Origin of the sequence: Aquincola sp. J276, assembly GCF_024700035.1 — a bacterium.
Lineage (GTDB): Bacteria > Pseudomonadota > Gammaproteobacteria > Burkholderiales > Burkholderiaceae_C > Aquincola > Aquincola tertiaricarbonis.
Genome location: NZ_JAJONC010000001.1, coordinates 2,953,258 through 2,970,415, shown reverse-complemented (window position 1 = coordinate 2,970,415; position 17,158 = coordinate 2,953,258). Strand labels below are relative to the sequence as shown.

Genomic DNA, 17,158 nt, shown 5'->3' with positions numbered 1-17,158 from the left:
ACATCCGCTTCCTACAGTGGCGGCAACGTCACCACCATCGCCCCCGGGAACCGCATGAACCTCAAGAAGACCCTGCTCGTCGGCGCCGCGCTGGCGGGTGCCGCGTTCGGCACGCTGGCCAAGGACTTCACGCTGTTGAACGTCTCGTACGACCCGACGCGCGAGCTCTACGTGGAATACAACGCCGCCTTCGCCAAGGCGTACAAGGCCAAGACGGGCGACACCGTCACCGTCAAGCAGTCGCACGGCGGCTCGGGCAAGCAGGCCCGCTCGGTGATCGACGGCATCGACGCCGACGTGGTGACGCTGGCCCTGGCCTACGACATCGACGAGATCGCCGCGAAGGCCAAGCTGCTGCCCGCCGACTGGCAGAAGCGCCTGCCGCACAACAGCTCGCCCTACACCTCCACCTACGTGTTCCTGGTACGCAAGGGCAACCCCAAGGGCATCAAGGACTGGGGCGACCTGGCCAAGCCCGGTGTCGGCGTCATCACCGCCAATCCCAAGACCTCGGGCGGTGCACGCTGGGGCTACCTCGCCGCCTATGGCTGGGCGCTGAAGCAGCCCGGCGGCAACGATGCCAAGGCCAAGGAATACATCGCCAAGGTGATGGCCAACGTGCCGGTGCTGGATTCCGGCGCACGCGGCTCCACTGTCACCTTTGCCGAGCGGGGCCTGGGCGACGTGCTGCTGGCCTGGGAGAACGAGGCGCACCTGTCGCTGAAGGAGTTCGGCGAAGGCAAGTTCGACATCGTGTACCCGCCCACCAGCATCCTGGCCGATGCCGCCGGTGGCGGTGGTGGACAAGGTGGTGGACAAGAAAGGCACGCGCGCCGTGGCGCAGGCCTACCTGGAGTACCTCTACACGCCGGAAGGCCAGGAGATCGCGGCGAAGAACTTCTACCGCCCGATCGACCCCAAGGTGGCAGCCAAGTACGCTACCAACTTCCCGGCCATCAAGCTCTTCACCGTGGACGAGGTGTTCGGCGGCTGGGCCAATGCCCAGAAGACGCACTTCGCGGATGGCGGCACCTTCGACCAGGTCTACACCCGCAAGTAACGGCCTGCTCCTTGCCAGAACGAGCCGCCCTTCGAGGCGGCTCATTTGCTTTGTGCATAAGCAAAAGCGAAATAAGTGGTTGGACCGGGGTTTACCCGGTCTTACATTCGCTCCTCGCATTTAAGAACGGTTTGATATGAACGCAACGTCTTTTCGCGCACCTTCCTTGCTCCGTCGCAGCCTGCTGGCGCTGGCCCTGGCCGGCAGCGCCGGCTTCAGCCTGGCCGCCGGCCCTACGCTCTTGAACGTGAGCTACGACGTCTCGCGCGAGCTGTACAAGGAAGTGAATCCCGCCTTCCAGAAGCAATGGAAGCAGCAGGCCGGCGAGGACGTGACGATCAACCAGAGCCATGGCGGCTCCAGCAAGCAGGCGCGCTCGGTGCTGGAAGGGCTGGAGGCCGACGTCATCACGATGAACCAGTCGAGCGACATCGACATCCTGGCCACGCGCGGCAAGCTGCTGCCCGAGGACTGGGCCAAGCGCCTGCCCAACAACTCGGCGCCCACCACCTCGGTCACGGTGATCCTGGTGCGCAAGGGCAATCCCAAGGGCATCAAGGACTGGGCCGACCTGGCCAAGCCTGACATCAGCGTCGTCATTCCCAACCCCAAGGTCACCGGCAACGGCCGCTACACCTATGTGGCGGCCTGGGGCTCGGTGCTGAAGGCCGGCGGCAACGCCACGCAGGCGCGCGAGCTGGTGCAGAAGATGTTCGCCAACGTGCCGGTGTTCGACGGCGGCGGCCGCGCGGCCACCACCACCTTCGCGCAGCGCAACATCGGCGACGCGCTGGCCACGTTCGAGAGCGAGGTCAACCTCATCAAGGCCGAGTTCGGCGACAACTTCGACGTGGTGTACCCCAAGTCCACCATCCTGGCCGAGAACCCGGTGGCGGTGATCGACAAGGTGGTGGACAAGAAAGGCACGCGCAAGCAGGCCGAGGCCTACCTGAAGTTCCTGTACTCGGATACGGCACAGGAGATCGCGGCCAAGCACCAGCTGCGCCCGCGCTCGCCCGCGCTGCTGGCCAAGTACGCCAAGGACTTCCCGACCGTCACCACCTTCACCATCGACGAGTACTTCGGCGGCTGGACCAAGGCGCAGAAGGACCATTTCGACGACGGCGCCATCTACGACCAGGTCCTGGCGGCAGGCCGGAAAAAGTGATCTTCTCGCGCACCCTGCTGAAGCGGCACAGCGTGCTGCCCGGCTTCGACATCACGCTGGGCTTCACGCTGCTGTACCTGAGCCTGATCGTCCTGATCCCGCTGTCGGCCGCGTTCCTCAAGACCTTCACGCTGACCTGGCCGGCCTTCTGGGAGGCCGTGGCCTCGCCGCGCGTGGTGGCCTCGTACCGGCTGACCTTCGGTGCCTCGTTCGCGGCGGCGCTGCTCAACGGCTTCTTCGGCCTGGTCATCGCCTGGGTGCTGGTGCGGTATGAGTTCCCGGGCAAGCGCATCATCGACGCGCTGGTCGACCTGCCCTTCGCACTGCCCACCGCAGTGGCCGGCATCGCGCTCACCGCCATCTACGCCACCAACGGCTGGATTGGCCAGTACCTGGCGCCGCTGGGCATCAAGGTGTCGTTCACGCCGCTGGGCGTGTTCGTGGCGCTGGTGTTTATCGGCCTGCCCTTCGTGGTGCGCACGCTGCAGCCGGTGCTGGAAGACCTGCACAAGGAGGTGGAGGAAGCCGCCGCCACGCTGGGCGCCAGCCGCGCGCAGACCTTCCGTCGCGTGATCTTCCCCATCCTGATGCCGGCGCTGCTCACCGGCTTTGCGCTGGCCTTCGCGCGGGCGCTGGGTGAATACGGCTCGGTGATCTTCATCGCCGGCAACATGCCGATGATCTCGGAGATCACGCCGCTGCTCATCATCACCAAGCTGGAGCAGTACGACTACGCCGGCGCCACCGCGATCGCGGTGGTGCTGCTGGTGGCGTCCTTCGTGATGCTGCTGCTGATCAACCTGCTGCAGGCCTGGGCGCGCCGCCGCCAGGGGGGCAACTAGATGACTGCATCCACCACTTCGCTGGCGCCCGCGGGCGCGGTGTCCTCGCGCGCGCCGCGCAGCGCGCTGGCCGCCACCGCCGAGCCGGCCTGGGTGCGGCGCACGCTGATCGGCATCGCGCTGGCCTTCCTGGCCTTCTTCCTCTTCGTGCCGCTGGTGGCGGTGTTCTTCGAGGCGCTGAAGAAGGGCGTGGACGTGTACCTGGCCGCGCTCACCGAGGCCGATGCGCTGTCGGCCATCAAGCTCACGCTGATCGCCGCGGCGGTGTCGGTGCCGCTGAACCTGGTGTTCGGCCTGGCCGCGGCCTGGTGCATCGCCAAGTTCGACTTCCGCGGCAAGAACGTGCTGCTGACGCTGATCGACCTGCCGTTCTCCGTCAGCCCGGTGATCGTGGGCCTGATCTACATGCTGGTGTTCGGCCTGCAGGGCTGGTTTGGCGAGGCGCTGCGCGAGCACGACATCAAGATCGTGTTCGCGCTGCCCGGCATCGTGCTGGCCACGGTGTTCGTCACCTTCCCGTTCGTGGCACGCGAGCTCATCCCGCTGATGCAGGCGCAGGGCACCGAGCAGGAGGAAGCCGCGCGGGTGCTGGGCGCCAACGGCTGGCAGATCTTCTGGCGGGTGACCCTGCCCAACGTGAAGTGGGCCCTGCTGTACGGCGTGATCCTGTGCAACGCACGGGCGATGGGCGAGTTCGGCGCGGTGTCGGTGGTGTCGGGCCACATCCGGGGCCAGACCAACACCATGCCGCTGCACATCGAGATCCTCTACAACGAATACCAGTTTGCGGCCGCGTTCGCGGTGGCCTCGCTGCTGGCCGGCCTGGCGCTGGTCACGCTGGTGCTGAAGCTGCTGGTCGAGCGCAAGGTGCGGGCTGAAAAAGCGCTCGCAGGAAACGAAGCATGAGCATCGAAATCAGGAGCCTGAACAAGGCCTTCGGCAAGACGGTCGTCTGCGACAACCTCAACCTCGACATCCCGTCGGGCGAGCTGGTGGCGCTGCTGGGCCCTTCCGGGTCGGGCAAGACCTCGCTGCTGCGCATCATCGCGGGGCTGGAGAAGCCCGACAGCGGCACCGTGCTGTTCGGCGGCAAGGACGCCACCTTCGACGACGTGCGCGACCGCAACGTCGGCTTCGTGTTCCAGCACTATGCGCTGTTCGCGCACATGTCCATCTTCGAGAACGTGGCCTTCGGGCTGCGGGTACGGCCCAAGGCCACGCGGCCGAGCGAAGCCGAGATCCGCAGCAAGGTGACGGCGCTGCTCAAGCTGGTGCAGCTCGACTGGATCGCCGACCGCTATCCGCACCAGCTCTCGGGCGGGCAGCGGCAGCGCATCGCGCTGGCGCGTGCGCTGGCGGTGGAGCCGCAGGTGCTGCTGCTGGACGAGCCCTTCGGCGCGCTGGATGCCAAGGTGCGCAAGGAGCTGCGCCGCTGGCTGCGCCGGCTGCACGACGAGATGCACGTGACCAGCGTGTTCGTCACCCACGACCAGGACGAGGCCATGGAGGTGGCCGACCGCATCGTGGTGATGAACCAGGGCCGCATCGAGCAGGAGGGCACGCCCGACCAGGTGTACGACCATCCGGCCACGCCCTTCGTGCTGCAGTTCCTGGGCGACGTGAACCTGTTCCACGGCCGCCTGGGCCATGCACCCGGCGGGGCGGAGGGCGCGGTGAGCTACGTGCGCCCGCACGAGCTGGACATCGTCGACCGGGCCGACGACAGTACCTGGGCGGTGACGCTCTCGCAGGCGCTGACGGTGGGGCCGCTGACGCGCGTGGAATTCAAGCGCGCCGACGACGGCAGCTACGTGGACGTGGAACTGCCGCGCGAGGCCTGGCACGTGCTGCGCGACAAGCTGCAGCTCAAGCCCGGCAGCCCGGCCCACCTGCGGCCGCGGCGCGTCACCCGCTTCGACGACCACAACGCGCCGATCGACCCCGCCGCGGCGATCTGACCCGGCCGCGCCGCGCGCGCGGCGCGGCTCAGTCCAACGACACCTCGGTGCGCACCGTGCCCGCACGGTCCGCACGTGCGGTCAACGCCAGCCGCGTGCCCACCGGCGCACGCACCACCCACTCGGCCACGGCGCGGTCGGCGGTCAGCTCCCGGTTGGGCAGAAAGGCCTGCTGCGACACCTTGGGCGCATGGCCCTCGAGCTGCGGGCCCTCGAAGCGGTGCTTGCCGCTGACCAGCGACACCTCCGCGCCTTCGGGCAGGTGGATCTCGAACACCACGCCGCGCACCGTCTTGCGCTGCAGCGCGCGCCGGCTCACGTAGCTGGGCAGCCAGCCGGCGTTGGTCACGGCGAAGCGGATCCGCCATGTGTCGGGGCCCAGCGCACGCACTTCGGTGCGCAGCATCTCCAGCTTGGGCAGGCTCAGCGCCAGCTGCGTCATCCAGGCCGGGAAGCGGGCCACCTCGCGCTCGCGCAGGTGGGGCGGCGGGTTGCGCCAGAAGTTCATGCGGTCCCAGCCGCCAATCTCCACCGCGCCCAGCTGCGGATGCTGGAACGGCTGCCAGTCGACGAAGGCCAGGCCGCCGCACTGCTCGTCGCTCCACTTCAGCAGCTTGAGGTCGTCCTCGGCCGGGTGCTCGCGGTACCAGTCGATCCACTTGTAGCCGGTGATGCCGGCCTCCCGGTTGGGCGCCCACAGCTCCACCGTCCAGAACAGCGCGCCCAGGTGCTCGTACAGCCAGTCCTGCGTGCCGCTGATGTGCTCCTTCGGGTGGTACTTGAACTCGTGGTGGATGCTGACGCAGGGGTAGCCGGTGAGCTTCTCGCCGATGCCCGAGAGCTTGCGGTACAGCCACAGGTCCTCGGGAATCATGTCGTCGTCGCTGCCGCTGCCCAGCGGCCGCAGGATCACGCCGCTGTGCGTGTGGTAGCTGATGCCGCCGCCGATGTTCGGGTGGGCGACGATGAAGTCCACCATCGCGCGCACCTCGGGCTCGCTGGTGGGATAGGGGCCGGCGCCGCTCTGCTCGAACTCCTGCCGCCAGCCGCTGGGGAAGTTGCGGTTGAGGTCCAGCCCTTCCGGGTCGCGGTTCAGGCTGGCCAGCAGGCCGTCGTAGTTCTTCAGCGTGCCTTCGGGCAGCAGACGGAAGTACTCGCCGCCGAACTCGCCGGGATCGCGTGCCACCAGCAGCCGCGGCTCGTCGGGATGGCGCTTCCACGGGCCGTTGGGATCGGCGATGCGCATGCTGAGGATGCGGCCGTCGCCGTCCACGTCCTCCATTGTCAGGCCCTCCACCGGCTCCTCGTCGTAGGGGTAGCGGCGCACGGAGGAGCGGATGTGCCGCGGCCGGTCGGCCAGCGCCAGCTCGGCGCCGTCGGGGTTCAGGCGCGGGCAGAGGTAGATGCAGCGGGTGTCCAGCAGCTGCGTCACCTCGCGGTCGTGGCCGTGGCGGCCGAGCAGCTGGTGCAGGTAGTACAGGCAGGCGGTGCTGGCGGTCAGCTCGGCGGCGTGGATGTTGCCGTCGATCCAGAAGGCCGGCTTGTCGGTGTCGTCGCCGGTGGCGGTGTTCGTCAGCACCACCAGCCAGATGTCGCGGCCCTCGTAGCTGCGGCCGATCGAGCGCAGCTGCACCAGGTTCGGCCGCGCGGCGGCATAGGCCCGCAGCAGGTCGGTGAGCGCATCGTGCCGGTAGAAGCGGTCGAAGGCGGGTTCGGGGAGTGCAGGCAGGCCTGCCACGTCATCGGTCATGGTGGTATACTTCGTGGAAGCAGCGCGATCGCTGCAGTGGAGCGTGCCGGGCTCAGGCCGTCCTCACCCGGCGAGTGGAGGGCCGCGCCGGCCGGGCCGCCGCGGGTGCGCGCAAGGCCACCACGCGGCGCCAGCCCGGCCATTGCAGCAGCGCCGTCAGCAGGAACAGCGCGCCGCAGGCGGCCACCCAGCGCTGGAGCAGCGCAGCACCGCCGGCGTAGTGCTCGCGGTCGGAGGACAGCAGGAACTGCGCGGCGGAAAAAGCCCGGCCGTACTTGAGCAGCATCGGCTCGGTGCCCTGCCACAGTGCCAGCGTGGCCAGCGGCCAGGCCAGGGCGGCCAGGCCCAGCAGCAGACCACGGCGGCACGCCCCGGCCAGCACGGCGGCCACCGCGGAAGCCGCGGCGAACAGGCCCGCCAGCCCGATGAACAGCAGACCGCTGGCCAGCGGGCCGCCGCCATCGCGCATCAGCTCGGTGAGGTTGTCGGTGGCGGCCCAGTGCACCACCACCGCGTGCAGCGGCAGCGCGCAGGCCAGCGTGAGCAGCAGCCAGCGGGTGAGCATGCCGTGCGACTGCGCGGTGCCCAGCCAGCGCACGCCCCACACCGCACCCAGCGCGGCCAGCGTGGCGGCGGCATGCAGGGCGGCGTAGCGACCCCAGGCCTCCAGCTCGCCGGGCCAGCCCAGCACCGGGGCGCCGACCACGTCCCACAGGCTTTCCTCGGGCGTGACGGTGACGAGCAGCAGCCCGGCCAGCAGGCCGCCGGCCACCACCGCGGCCAGCAGCCAGCCGCTGCGGCGGCGCAGGCCGAGCAGGCGGTCATGCAGCCACAGCGGCGCGGCCAGCAGCAGCGCCAGCGCCACGGCCACGCCCAGCGCGGTGAACAGGCCGTCGATGCTCCCGGGCAGCAGTTCCACCACGTTGTAGGGCACGCCAGGCAGCCGGGCGCTACGCCACAGCAGCAGCGCCAGGCCGACGGTGATGGCGGCGTCCAGCCACAGGCCGGCCGGCGCCCGGCCCGGCACGGCCGGTGCGGCCATGCTGGCAGTCGGCGTGGCGGGCGGAAAAACCGCCGCGGCGGGTCGCGCGGACGGCAGCACGGCGGCGGCGGCCCCCAGCCGCGCGCCGAGGAAGATGCCCACCCAGGCGCCGGCCGCTTCCAGCAGCGCGTCGGTGAAGTCGGCCACCTTGCCCGGCAGCGCCAGCTGCCCGCCTTCCACCACCAGCGCCAGCAGCACCGCCAGCAGCGCCCCGATGCGGTGCCAGGCCTGCCGGCGTGCCGGCGAGGCGCCGGCCTGCTGCGCGGCCCAGCCTGCCCACAGCAGGCCGCCGGGCAGGAACACCAGCGACTTGCGCAGCAGCTCGTTCAGGGCCTGGAACTCGCTGCCGGCGTAGTAGGTGGCGAAGGGCACGCGCAGCGCCTCGTTCCAGCGCGCTGCCAGGCTGGTGCCTGCCAGGCCGAAGTCGAACGGATACCAGAACACCGCCAGCGCGCCCGCAACCCACAGCAGCAGCCACAGCGGCCAGGCCCGGCGCGAGACGGCGCCGGCGCCGGGCCGCGCGGCCAGCATCGCACCCAGGCCACAGCCCAGGCCGCCGGTGATCACGTCGGTGGTGCTGGTCACGCGGGAGAACACGAACAGCTGCAGCAGCTCCAGCACCATCGCCACCATCACGCCGCGCAGCACGGCCTGGCCGGTGCTGCGGCCCGCCAGGCGCCACAGCAGGCCCACCGGCGCCCACAGCAGCACGTCCACCGCCATGTCGTACAGCGCCTGTGCCGGGTCGGCCGCCAGGTCGGTGAAGGGCAGCAGGTCGATGCGCCCTTCCTGGTACTTGTGATACAGCTCCACCGGGCTGACGGTGAGGTCCAGCGGCATCACCGCGAACAGCACCAGCAGCACCAGGTAGCCGCGCAGGATGCGGCCGGCCAGCGGGCGCGCACCCTCGGCCTGCCACCAGCCCAGCGCCCAGTGGCGCAGCCGGGTGCCGTACAGCGCATGCACCATCAGGCCGCCGGCGGCGCCGGCCGCCTCGGCGGTGATGTCGTTCAGCGACACGGTGCGCGCCGGAAAGAACACCTGCGTGAACTCGATGCCCACCGCCAGCGCGGCACAGCCCAGCCAGATGAGCAGGCTGCCCAGCATCGCCAGTGCGCCGCGCCGCGCGCCCACCAGCCGCTCGCGCAGCAGGAAGGCCAACGGCATGAAGAGCAGCAGGTTGGCCACCAGGTCGGCCCGCGAGGCCAGGCCCAGGTTCAGCATCGGCGTGCTGGCGAAGCGGGCCAGCGCCTCGTCCAGCGGCAGCGGCTGCAGGCGCAGCGGCACCAGGCTGCCGTAGATCACGAAGGCCAGGTAGGCCAGCAGCGCGGTGGTCACCAGCCGCCGCAACGAAGCGGCGTGGGGAACAGCCACCGCCTGCCCGGTCATCAGCCGGCTTGGCAGGGTTCGCCGCCCATGAACACGCGCAGCTCGCCGGGCGCGAACGCGGTCCACGGCTCGTCGCGCGTGAGCGGCTGGGTGGCGATGAGCGTCACCCGGTCGTCGGGGCCGGTCAGGGGCGCGAAGTCCACGCTCAGGTCCTCGTCGGCCAGCCGGGCCGCGCCGAAGGGCGGGCGGCGCTGCAGCCAGTGCAGGTGGGTGCTGCAGTGCGCCCACAGCGCCTGGCCGTTGCTCAGCAGGCAATTGAAGGTGCCATGCGCGGCCAGCACCGGCAGCAGCTCGCGCAGCGTGTGCGTCAGCTCGGCCACGGTGGGTACGCTGGCGTGCGCCTTGGCCAGCTCCTGCATCAGCCAGCAGAAGGCGCGCTCGCTGTCGGTGTCGCCCACCGGCCGGAAGGCGGCATGCAGGCGCGGGTTGAAGCCCTTGAGGTCGCCGTTGTGGGCGAACACCCAGTAGCGGCCCCACAGCTCGCGCATGAAGGGATGCGTGTTCTCCAGCGCCACCCGGCCCTGCGTCGCCTTGCGGATGTGGGCGATGACGTTGCGGCTCTTGATGGAGTAGTTCTTCACCAGCTCGGCCACCGGCGACTGCCGCGCGCTGTGGTGATCGACGAACAGGCGCACGCCGCGATCCTCGAAGAACGCGATGCCGAAGCCGTCCTTGTGTTCGTCGGCGCGGGTGGCGAGACCGGTGAAGCTGAACATCACGTCGGTCGGGGAATGGGCGTTCATGCCCAGCAGTTGGCACATGTCCATGTAAGCATAGCCTGACGACCGCTTGCGGCTGCCGCCACTGGCCAGCGCCGCGACCGCCGCCGAAGATGCGCAAGGAGAAAAACCATGCCGTCCTTCCTCAACGACCTGTCCGCCGGCTGGCGCGTCGCGCCCGCCAACACGCCCGAAACCCCCATCCCCAGCAGCTACCGCTGCCAGTGCGGACGCGCCGTGTTCTTCCGCAACAGTCAGTGCGTGGCCTGCGGCACCGCCCTGGGCTACGACCCGGTACGGGCGATGGTGCTGCCGCTGCTGCCGCTGATGCCCGCGCCCACCGACGCCGCCGCGCCGCTGTGGCAGGCGGCAGAAGGCTTCGGCCAGGCGGGCGTGCAGTACAAGCGCTGCACCAACTTCGACACCGTGGCGGGCTGCAACTGGCTGTTGTCGGCCGATGAGCCGGCCACGCTGTGCATCGCCTGCCGGCTCAACCGCACCATTCCCGATCTGTCCGATCCCGAGAACCAGGCGCTGTGGCGGCGCATCGAGATCGCCAAGCGCCGGCTGGTGGCGCAGCTGCTGCGCCTGGGCCTGCCGGTGAAGTCCCGCGTGTCGGAAGACCCGCAGGGCTTCATGTTCGACCTGCTGCGCTCCTCGGCCGGCTCGCCGCCGGTGATGACTGGCCACGACGAAGGCCTGATCACGCTGAATGCCGAGGAGGCCGACGACGCCCGCCGCGAGCAGGTGCGGCAGTCGATGCACGAGCCCTACCGCACGATGCTCGGCCACTTCCGCCATGAGGTGGGCCACTACTACTGGGACCGCCTGGTGCGCGACACCGAATGGCTGGAGCCCTTCCGCCTGCGCTTCGGCGACGAGCGGGCCGACTACCAGGAAGCGCTGAACCGCCACTACCAGAACGGCCCCGACCCCGACTGGCCGCAGCGCTGCGTCAGTGCCTACGCCAGCATGCACCCGTGGGAGGACTGGGCCGAGACCTGGGCCCACTACCTGCACATGGTGGACACCATGCTCACCGCGCGCGGCCTGGGCATCAATGGCGAGAACATCGAGCTGGAGATCGAGCCCTTCACCCTGGCCGACCTGGACATCGCCGATTCGCCCGACGCCGAGCGCTTCCTGCAGTTCATCAACACCTGGGTGGAACTGGCGGCGGCGCTGAACGAGCTGGCGCGCGCCATGGGCCAGCAGGACCAGTACCCCTTCGTGCTGTCGCGCCCGGCCATCGCCAAGCTGCACTTCGTGCACCGCCTGGTGAGCGCCACGCGGGAGGCCACCAATGCCACGCCCGAGCCCACGCCCGTGACGGTGGACCCGGTGGTGGCCAGCACGGCGCCCGCGGTGGACGAAACGCCGGCCGCGGTGGACACCGCGCCGGAACAGGCGCTGCAGCAGCCGCCGCAGGCGCAGCAGCTCAGCGGATCGGCAGGAACAGCTTCGTCAGCCCACGCAGGGTGACGAGGTTGCCCGGGTTGTGCGTCTCGTCGAGCACGCCGCTCATGCGGCGCACGATGCCCGGGCTGCGCTTGGCGCGCCAGATCAGCAGGTCGGCCAGCCAGGGATGTTCGTTGACGCGGTTGGCGCGTTCGTAGAGGTCGAAGCGCGGCTTCAGCGCCCGCAGGCGGGATTCATAGTCGGCCCGCACCGCGCCGTCGTCCAGCTGGCGGCGGCGCCCGACCACCAGCGCCTCGGCGGCCAGCAGCCCGGTTTCCATCGCCTTGCCGATGCCCTCGCCGGTGAAGGCATAGGTGCTGCCTGCGGCCTCGCCGGTGACCAGCAGCCCGGGCTCGGAGTATCTGGCGCCCTCCAATGAACAGCGCAGGGGCGCGCCCTTCAGCTCGCCCTGCAGCGTACCGCCGGCCATCAGGGCCTTGGCCGGGGCGTAGCACTCGGTGAAGGCGGCGAACACCTCGCGCAGGTTCACGTCCTGCATGCTGCGGCGGCCGTCCTTCATCTTGTTGTGGCTGTGGGCCAGGCCCACGCCGATGTTGAACACGCCATCGCGGCACGGAAAGATCCAGCCGTAGCCCGGCCGCAGCTTCTGGTGCCACACCACCTCCATCGCGGTGATGCGGCCGACCATGGCGTCGTTCTTCACGTAGCCGCGCAAGGCCACGCCGCTGGGCTGCTGGCGCTCGCACACCTCGGCGGCCAGCAGCGCCTTGGGCACCGCGCCGGTGGCCAGCACCAGCCAGCGGGCGCGCACCTCCACCGCGGTGTCGCCCTGCTTCAGCCGGGCCCCCCACCACCTGGCCACCCTCGCGCAGCGGCGCCTCGAAGCGCACCGGGGTGAACAGCCGGGCACCGGCGTTCACCGCGGCGCGGCAGAGGATGTCGTCCAGTTCGCGTCGCGGCATCACCGACAGCGAGCCCGGCACGTCGATGCGCCCGCCGCGCGGGCCGATGCAGGCCACATGGCTCACGCGCTGCGCCGCGGCCTGCACCTCGGCATACACGCCCAGGCGCTTGAGCGCGGCATGCGCATCGGGGATCAGGCCGTCGCCGCACACCTTGTCGCGCGGGAAGTTGTGCTGGTCCACCAGCGCCACGTCGAAGCCCTCGCGCGCCAGCCACTGGGCGCAGGCGCTGCCGGCGGGGCCGGCACCCACCACCAGGACGTCGCAGGAGGAGGGAAGCAACGCGGGGGCGGCGGTCATGGCGGCGGCAAATGGGCTGAAAACGTCGCGCGATTGTAGGCAGCCGGCCGCCGCTCCTTCAGCACCGGCCGGCTTCGCCGATATCAAAACCGAGCAGATCAATCACCCTGTCGGTTGGTTCTGCCGGTCACTAATTTCAAATCGACGGAGATCCCATGAAGAAGTGGAAGCAAACCGCCGCCGCCGCGGCGCTCAGCCTTTGCGCGTGGAGCGCGAATGCCGATACGCAGGCCGACGCCAAGGCCCTGCTCGAGGCCGCCGTGTCCGAGGTGAAGTCCGCCGGCATGGACGCCACCGTCAAGTCGATCAACGCTGGCGGCAAGTGGAACAAGGGCAGCCTGTACGTGGTGATGGCGCGCTTCGACGGCACGATGCTGGCGCATTCGGCCAACGACAAGATTCCGGGCAAGAACATGCTGGAAGCCAAGGATGCGGCGGGCAAGCACTTCGTGCAGGAAGCCATTGCGGCAACCAAGTCCGGCGGCGATGGCCAGATTGCGATGCGCTGGGGCAACCCGGCCACGCGACAGATCGGCGACGCGACCATGCTGGTCAAGCGCGTGCCGGGTCAGGACGCGTACGTCGGCTCGGTCGTGTTCAAGCCATGAGGCGGTTGGACCACCTGTCGCTGCTGGCCAAGCTGGCGCTGGCGCCGGCGGCCTGCCTGCTGCTGATGCTGCTGTCGGCCGGCGGCGCGCTGTGGGGCTTCACCCAGCAGCAGCAGGCGCTGCACGTGCTGGTCAACGACCGGCTGGCTAGCTACGGATTCATGGCCGGGGTGGAGTCGCAGTTGCGCGACCTGAACGGCCTGATCAACCGCTCGCTCGGCTACGAGGCGATGGGTTACAACGCGCAGGAAGTCGGCCAGATCGACACCGCGCTGCAGGCCGAGCTGGCCGCGCTGAAAAAACGGCTGGCCGACCGCGCGGCGCTGCCGCTGCCGGCCGATGAGCAGGCCGCGCTGCAGCGGCTGGCCGCATCGGTGGCCCAGTACGACAAGGCGGTGCGCGACACGCTGGACATGAAGTCGGCCGGCCCGGCGATCGCCTCCACTTTCCTGTCCACCGCCCAGAAGACCTACGACGACCTGCTGACCGCGACCCGCGCGGACAGCCAGGCCAAGCTGGCCGCCGCCAATGCCGATGCCGAACAGGCGGCCGCCAGCGCCGCCCGGGCGCGCGCGGCCATCGGCGTGTGCACGCTGCTGGCAATCGCGGCTGGCAGCACGCTGGCGGTGCTGAGTGCACGCGGCCTGCTGAGGCGCATGCGTCGGCTGTCGGCCCAGGTGGCGGCCATGGCGGCTGGCAACATGTCAGTGCCGCTGCAGGCGCAGGGCAGCGACGAGGTGGGCCGGCTGATGCGCGACCTGGAAGCGGTGCGCCAGCGGCTGTCGGCCTCGCTGTCGGCGGTGCAGCAGGCCTCGGCTTCGGTGCGGCTGGCCGCCGGCGAGATCGCGGCGGGCAATGCCGACTTGAGCGAGCGCACCGAGCGCCAGGCCAGCAGCCTGCAGCAGACCGCGGCGTCGATGGAACAGCTCCAGGCCACGGTGCGCCACAACGCCGATACAGCCCAGCAGGTGAACCAGCTCGCCAGCGCTGCCTCGGCGGTGGCCGGCCGCGGCGGCGAGGTGGTGGGCGACGTGGTGCGCACGATGGAGGCGATCAGCCACAGCGCGCGGCGCATCGCCGACATCATCGGCGCCATCGACGGCATCGCCTTCCAGACCAACATCCTGGCGCTGAACGCGGCCGTGGAGGCCGCACGTGCCGGCGACCAGGGCCGCGGCTTCGCGGTGGTGGCGGGCGAGGTGCGCAGCCTGGCGCAGCGCAGCGCGCAGGCCGCGCGCGAGATCAAGTCGCTGATCGGCGACAGCGTGAGCAAGGTGGAAGCCGGCTCGGCGCTGGTGGGCACGGCGGGCAGCACGATGTCCGACATCGTGGCGCAGGTCAAACGCGTGGGCGACCTGATCGGCAAGATCACGGCTGCCACCGCGGAGCAGAACGCCGGCATCGGCCAGGTGGGCGTGGCCATCAGCCAGCTCGACACCGCCACGCAGCAGAACGCCGCGCTGGTGGAACAGAGCGCCGCCGCCGCCGAGAGCCTGCAGCAGCAGGCGGTGCGACTGGTGGAGGCGGCGGCCGTGTTCCGGCTGGCTTAGGCGGCCGCCTTCACCTTCAGGCGCCAGGCGTGCAGCAGCGGCTCGGTGTAGCCGCTGGGCTGTTCCAGGCCCTTGAGCACCAGGTCCAGCGCGGCGCGGTAGGCGTAGGAGGTGTCGAAGTGCCCCGCCATCGGCCGGTACAGCGGGTCGGCGGCGTTCTGGCCGTCCACCACGGCGGCCATGCGCTGGAAGGTCTCGTGCACCTGCGCCTCGGTCACCACGCCGTGCAGCAGCCAGTTGGCCATGTGCTGGCTGGAGATGCGCAGCGTGGCGCGGTCTTCCATCAGGCCCACGTCGTGGATGTCGGGCACCTTGGAGCAGCCCACGCCCTGGTCGATCCAGCGCACCACGTAGCCGAGGATGCCCTGCGCGTTGTTGTCCAGCTCCTGCTGGATGTCGGCGGCCGACCAGCTGCGCTCGGCGGCGATGGGCGCCTGCAGCAGCCCGTTCAGCAGCGTGTCGCGCTCGGCGTCGGCATCGGTCTGCTCCAGCGTCTTCTGCACCTCGGCCACGTTGACCTGGTGGTAGTGCAGCGCATGCAGCGTGGCCGCGGTGGGCGAAGGCACCCAGGCGGTGTTGGCACCGGCCTTGGGGTGGGCGATCTTCTGCTCCAGCATCGCCGCCATCAGGTCGGGCATGGCCCACATGCCCTTGCCGATCTGCGCACGGCCCCGCAGGCCGCAGCCCAGGCCCACCAGCACGTTGTTGCGCTCGTAGGCCTGGATCCAGGCACTGCTCTTCATGTCGCCCTTGCGCAGCACCGCGCCGCCGCGCATGCAGCTGTGCATCTCGTCGCCGGTGCGGTCGAGGAAGCCGGTGTTGATGAAGGCCACCCGGGCCGACGCGGCGGCGATGCAGGCCTTCAGGTTGATGGAGGTGCGGCGCTCCTCGTCCATGATGCCCAGCTTGACGGTGTTGGCCGGCAGGCCCAGCAGCTTCTCCACACGGTCGAACAGCTCGGCGGCAAAGGCCACTTCGGCCGGGCCGTGCATCTTCGGCTTGACGATGTACACCGAGCCGGCACGCGAGTTGCGCACGCCGCCGGTCTCGCCACGGCGCTTCAGGTCGTGCAGCGCGATGGTGGTGGTGACCACCGCGTCCATGATCCCTTCAGGGATCTCCTTGCCGCCGTCCCAGAGGATCGCCGGGTTGGTCATCAGGTGGCCCACGTTGCGCACGAACATCAGCGAGCGGCCGTGCAGCGTCACGGTGCCGCCATTTGCACCGGTGTATTCGCGGTCGGGGTTCAGCCGGCGGGTGAAGGTCTTGCCGCCCTTGGCCACTTCCTCGGTCAGCGTGCCCTGCTGGATGCCGAGCCAGTTGCCATAGGCCACCACCTTGTCGGCGGCGTCCACCACGGCCACGGAGTCTTCCAGGTCGAGGATGGTGGACAGCGCGGCTTCCAGCACCAGGTCGCTCACGCCGGCCGCGTCGGTCTGGCCGATGGCGGTGCTGCGGTCGATCTGGATGTCGATGTGCAGGCCGTTGTGCACCAGCAGCACCGAGCTGGGCGACGCCGCGTCGCCCTGGTAGCCGACGAACTGCGCCGGGTTCGCCAGGCCGCTGGCGCCGGTCTTCAGCTGCACCACCAACTGGCCACCTTCCACCTTGTAGGCGGTGGCGTCGGCATGCGAGCCGCTGGCCAGCGGCGCCGATTCGTCGAGGAACTTGCGTGCGAAGGCGATGACCTTGGCGCCGCGGGCGGGGTTGTAGCCGCTGCCCTTCTCCGCGCCGTCGGTCTCGGGAATGGCGTCGGTGCCGTACAGGGCGTCGTACAGCGAGCCCCAGCGGGCATTGGCCGCGTTCAGCGCATAGCGGGCGTTCAGGATCGGCACCACCAGCTGCGGGCCGGCCTGCACCGCCAGCTCGGCGTCGACGTTGGAGGTGGTGGTCTGCACGTCGGCCGGCTGCGGCTGCAGGTAGCCGATCGACTCGAGGAAGCTGCGGTAGGCCGGCATGTCGGCGATGGGGCCGGGGTTGGCCGCATGCCACTTGTCCAGCTCCACCTGCAGGCGGTCGCGCTCGGCCAGCAGGGCGGCGTTCTTCGGCGCCAGGTCGTGCACGATGGCATCGAAACCCTGCCAGAAGGCGGCGCTGTCCACGCCGGTGCCCGGCAGCACCTTGTCTTCGATGAAGCGGAACAGGTCGGTCGAGACCTGCAGGCGGTGGGCGGCGGTGCGTTGTTCGGTGCGGTCGGTCATGGTGCGGTCCTCACGGAGATTCGGCAATGCTGCGCACTCTATGACAGCCAGGCGCCCGGATTGGTGGTGCCGCCCACGCAGCATCTTTACCCGCAGCGCATGAATCGGAGCGCTGGATTCATGCGCCCAGCACCAGCTATCAGTGCCGGAACCGGCTTGATTCATGCGCCGGCAACAGGTATTTTCCTGC

Annotated in this window: 12 protein-coding genes and 2 pseudogenes; 8 read left to right on the top strand and 6 right to left on the bottom strand. The window is 69.9% G+C overall.

Annotated elements, in window-relative coordinates; translation table 11 throughout:
• The first annotated feature begins 54 nt into the window (after positions 1-54).
• From LRS14_RS13650 to LRS14_RS13630, 5 genes and pseudogenes are all read left to right on the top strand, one after another.
• Positions 55-1,060, top strand: a pseudogene (locus LRS14_RS13650) (sulfate ABC transporter substrate-binding protein).
• A gap of 136 nt (positions 1,061-1,196) precedes the next feature.
• Positions 1,197-2,228: a sulfate ABC transporter substrate-binding protein gene (locus LRS14_RS13645; protein WP_046113253.1), complete on the top strand. Its 1,032-nt coding sequence runs from the start codon at positions 1,197-1,199 to the stop codon at positions 2,226-2,228.
• Positions 2,225-3,070 carry a sulfate ABC transporter permease subunit CysT gene (gene cysT / locus LRS14_RS13640; protein WP_046113252.1) on the top strand — a complete coding sequence of 282 codons (846 nt, stop codon included), beginning with the start codon at positions 2,225-2,227 and terminating at the stop codon, positions 3,068-3,070. The genes LRS14_RS13645 and cysT overlap by 4 nt, the downstream gene beginning before the upstream one ends.
• Positions 3,071-3,976, top strand: a complete 906-nt coding sequence (gene cysW, locus LRS14_RS13635) for a sulfate ABC transporter permease subunit CysW (RefSeq protein WP_083440556.1) — start codon at positions 3,071-3,073, stop codon at positions 3,974-3,976. It abuts the gene before it with no gap.
• On the top strand, positions 3,973-5,028 hold the full coding sequence (locus LRS14_RS13630) for a sulfate/molybdate ABC transporter ATP-binding protein (protein WP_257799892.1): 1,056 nt from the start codon (positions 3,973-3,975) through the stop codon (positions 5,026-5,028). Before cysW ends, LRS14_RS13630 begins: the two co-directional genes overlap by 4 nt.
• A gap of 28 nt (positions 5,029-5,056) precedes the next feature.
• Here the strand turns inward: LRS14_RS13630 and LRS14_RS13625 are convergent, their stop codons facing one another.
• Genes LRS14_RS13625 through LRS14_RS13615 form a run of 3 tightly spaced genes read right to left on the bottom strand, consistent with a single transcriptional unit; the run spans position 5,057 to position 9,970 of the window.
• Entirely contained in the window at positions 5,057-6,778 is a 1,722-nt protein-coding gene (locus LRS14_RS13625; RefSeq protein WP_257799891.1) for a M14 family zinc carboxypeptidase, read from the bottom strand.
• A 52-nt stretch (positions 6,779-6,830) separates the two neighbouring features.
• On the bottom strand, positions 6,831-9,194 hold the full coding sequence (locus LRS14_RS13620; protein WP_257799890.1) for a VanZ family protein: 2,364 nt from the start codon (positions 9,192-9,194) through the stop codon (positions 6,831-6,833).
• A 14-nt stretch (positions 9,195-9,208) separates the two neighbouring features.
• The gene (locus LRS14_RS13615) at positions 9,209-9,970 is read right to left on the bottom strand and encodes a class II glutamine amidotransferase (protein ID WP_046113392.1); all 762 of its coding nucleotides are present in this window, start codon (positions 9,968-9,970) and stop codon (positions 9,209-9,211) included.
• Positions 9,971-10,060: 90 nt separating this feature from the next.
• Between LRS14_RS13615 and LRS14_RS13610 the strand changes: the two genes are divergently transcribed.
• The gene (locus LRS14_RS13610) at positions 10,061-11,410 is read left to right on the top strand and encodes a putative zinc-binding metallopeptidase (protein ID WP_257799889.1); all 1,350 of its coding nucleotides are present in this window, start codon (positions 10,061-10,063) and stop codon (positions 11,408-11,410) included.
• Here LRS14_RS13610 and LRS14_RS30280 read toward each other — a convergent pair.
• Together LRS14_RS30280 and LRS14_RS30275 are read right to left on the bottom strand one after the other, a co-directional pair.
• On the bottom strand, positions 11,367-12,164 hold the full coding sequence (locus LRS14_RS30280) for an NAD(P)/FAD-dependent oxidoreductase (RefSeq protein WP_257799888.1): 798 nt from the start codon (positions 12,162-12,164) through the stop codon (positions 11,367-11,369). The genes LRS14_RS13610 and LRS14_RS30280 overlap by 44 nt on opposite strands.
• A 94-nt stretch (positions 12,165-12,258) precedes the next feature.
• Positions 12,259-12,609 (bottom strand): annotated as a pseudogene (locus LRS14_RS30275) (FAD-dependent oxidoreductase); the annotation flags it as partial.
• 155 nt (positions 12,610-12,764) lie between these two features.
• Here LRS14_RS30275 and LRS14_RS13595 point away from each other — a divergent pair.
• Complete coding sequence (locus LRS14_RS13595) at positions 12,765-13,217, top strand: cache domain-containing protein (RefSeq protein WP_257799887.1); 453 nt, start codon at positions 12,765-12,767, stop codon at positions 13,215-13,217.
• Entirely contained in the window at positions 13,214-14,767 is a 1,554-nt protein-coding gene (locus LRS14_RS30270; RefSeq protein WP_310740826.1) for a methyl-accepting chemotaxis protein, read from the top strand. The genes LRS14_RS13595 and LRS14_RS30270 overlap by 4 nt, the downstream gene beginning before the upstream one ends.
• On the opposite strand, the gene LRS14_RS13585 is transcribed toward LRS14_RS30270, so the two are convergent.
• Positions 14,764-16,968 carry a malate synthase G gene (locus tag LRS14_RS13585; RefSeq protein WP_046113247.1) on the bottom strand — a complete coding sequence of 735 codons (2,205 nt, stop codon included), beginning with the start codon at positions 16,966-16,968 and terminating at the stop codon, positions 14,764-14,766. The two genes, LRS14_RS30270 and LRS14_RS13585, sit on opposite strands and share 4 nt — an antisense overlap.
• Positions 16,969-17,158: the final 190 nt, after the last annotated feature.

Coding starts and splice junctions, on each gene's coding strand:
- LRS14_RS13645 (WP_046113253.1), top strand. CDS start 1,197: ATGAACGCAACGTCTTTTCGCGCACCTTCCTTGCTCCGTCGCAGCCTG.
- cysW (WP_083440556.1), top strand. CDS start 3,071: ATGACTGCATCCACCACTTCGCTGGCGCCCGCGGGCGCGGTGTCCTCG.
- LRS14_RS13630 (WP_257799892.1), top strand. CDS start 3,973: ATGAGCATCGAAATCAGGAGCCTGAACAAGGCCTTCGGCAAGACGGTC.
- LRS14_RS13625 (WP_257799891.1), bottom strand. CDS start 6,778: ATGACCGATGACGTGGCAGGCCTGCCTGCACTCCCCGAACCCGCCTTC.
- LRS14_RS13615 (WP_046113392.1), bottom strand. CDS start 9,970: ATGTGCCAACTGCTGGGCATGAACGCCCATTCCCCGACCGACGTGATG.
- LRS14_RS13610 (WP_257799889.1), top strand. CDS start 10,061: ATGCCGTCCTTCCTCAACGACCTGTCCGCCGGCTGGCGCGTCGCGCCC.
- LRS14_RS13595 (WP_257799887.1), top strand. CDS start 12,765: ATGAAGAAGTGGAAGCAAACCGCCGCCGCCGCGGCGCTCAGCCTTTGC.
- LRS14_RS30270 (WP_310740826.1), top strand. CDS start 13,214: ATGAGGCGGTTGGACCACCTGTCGCTGCTGGCCAAGCTGGCGCTGGCG.
- LRS14_RS13585 (WP_046113247.1), bottom strand. CDS start 16,968: ATGACCGACCGCACCGAACAACGCACCGCCGCCCACCGCCTGCAGGTC.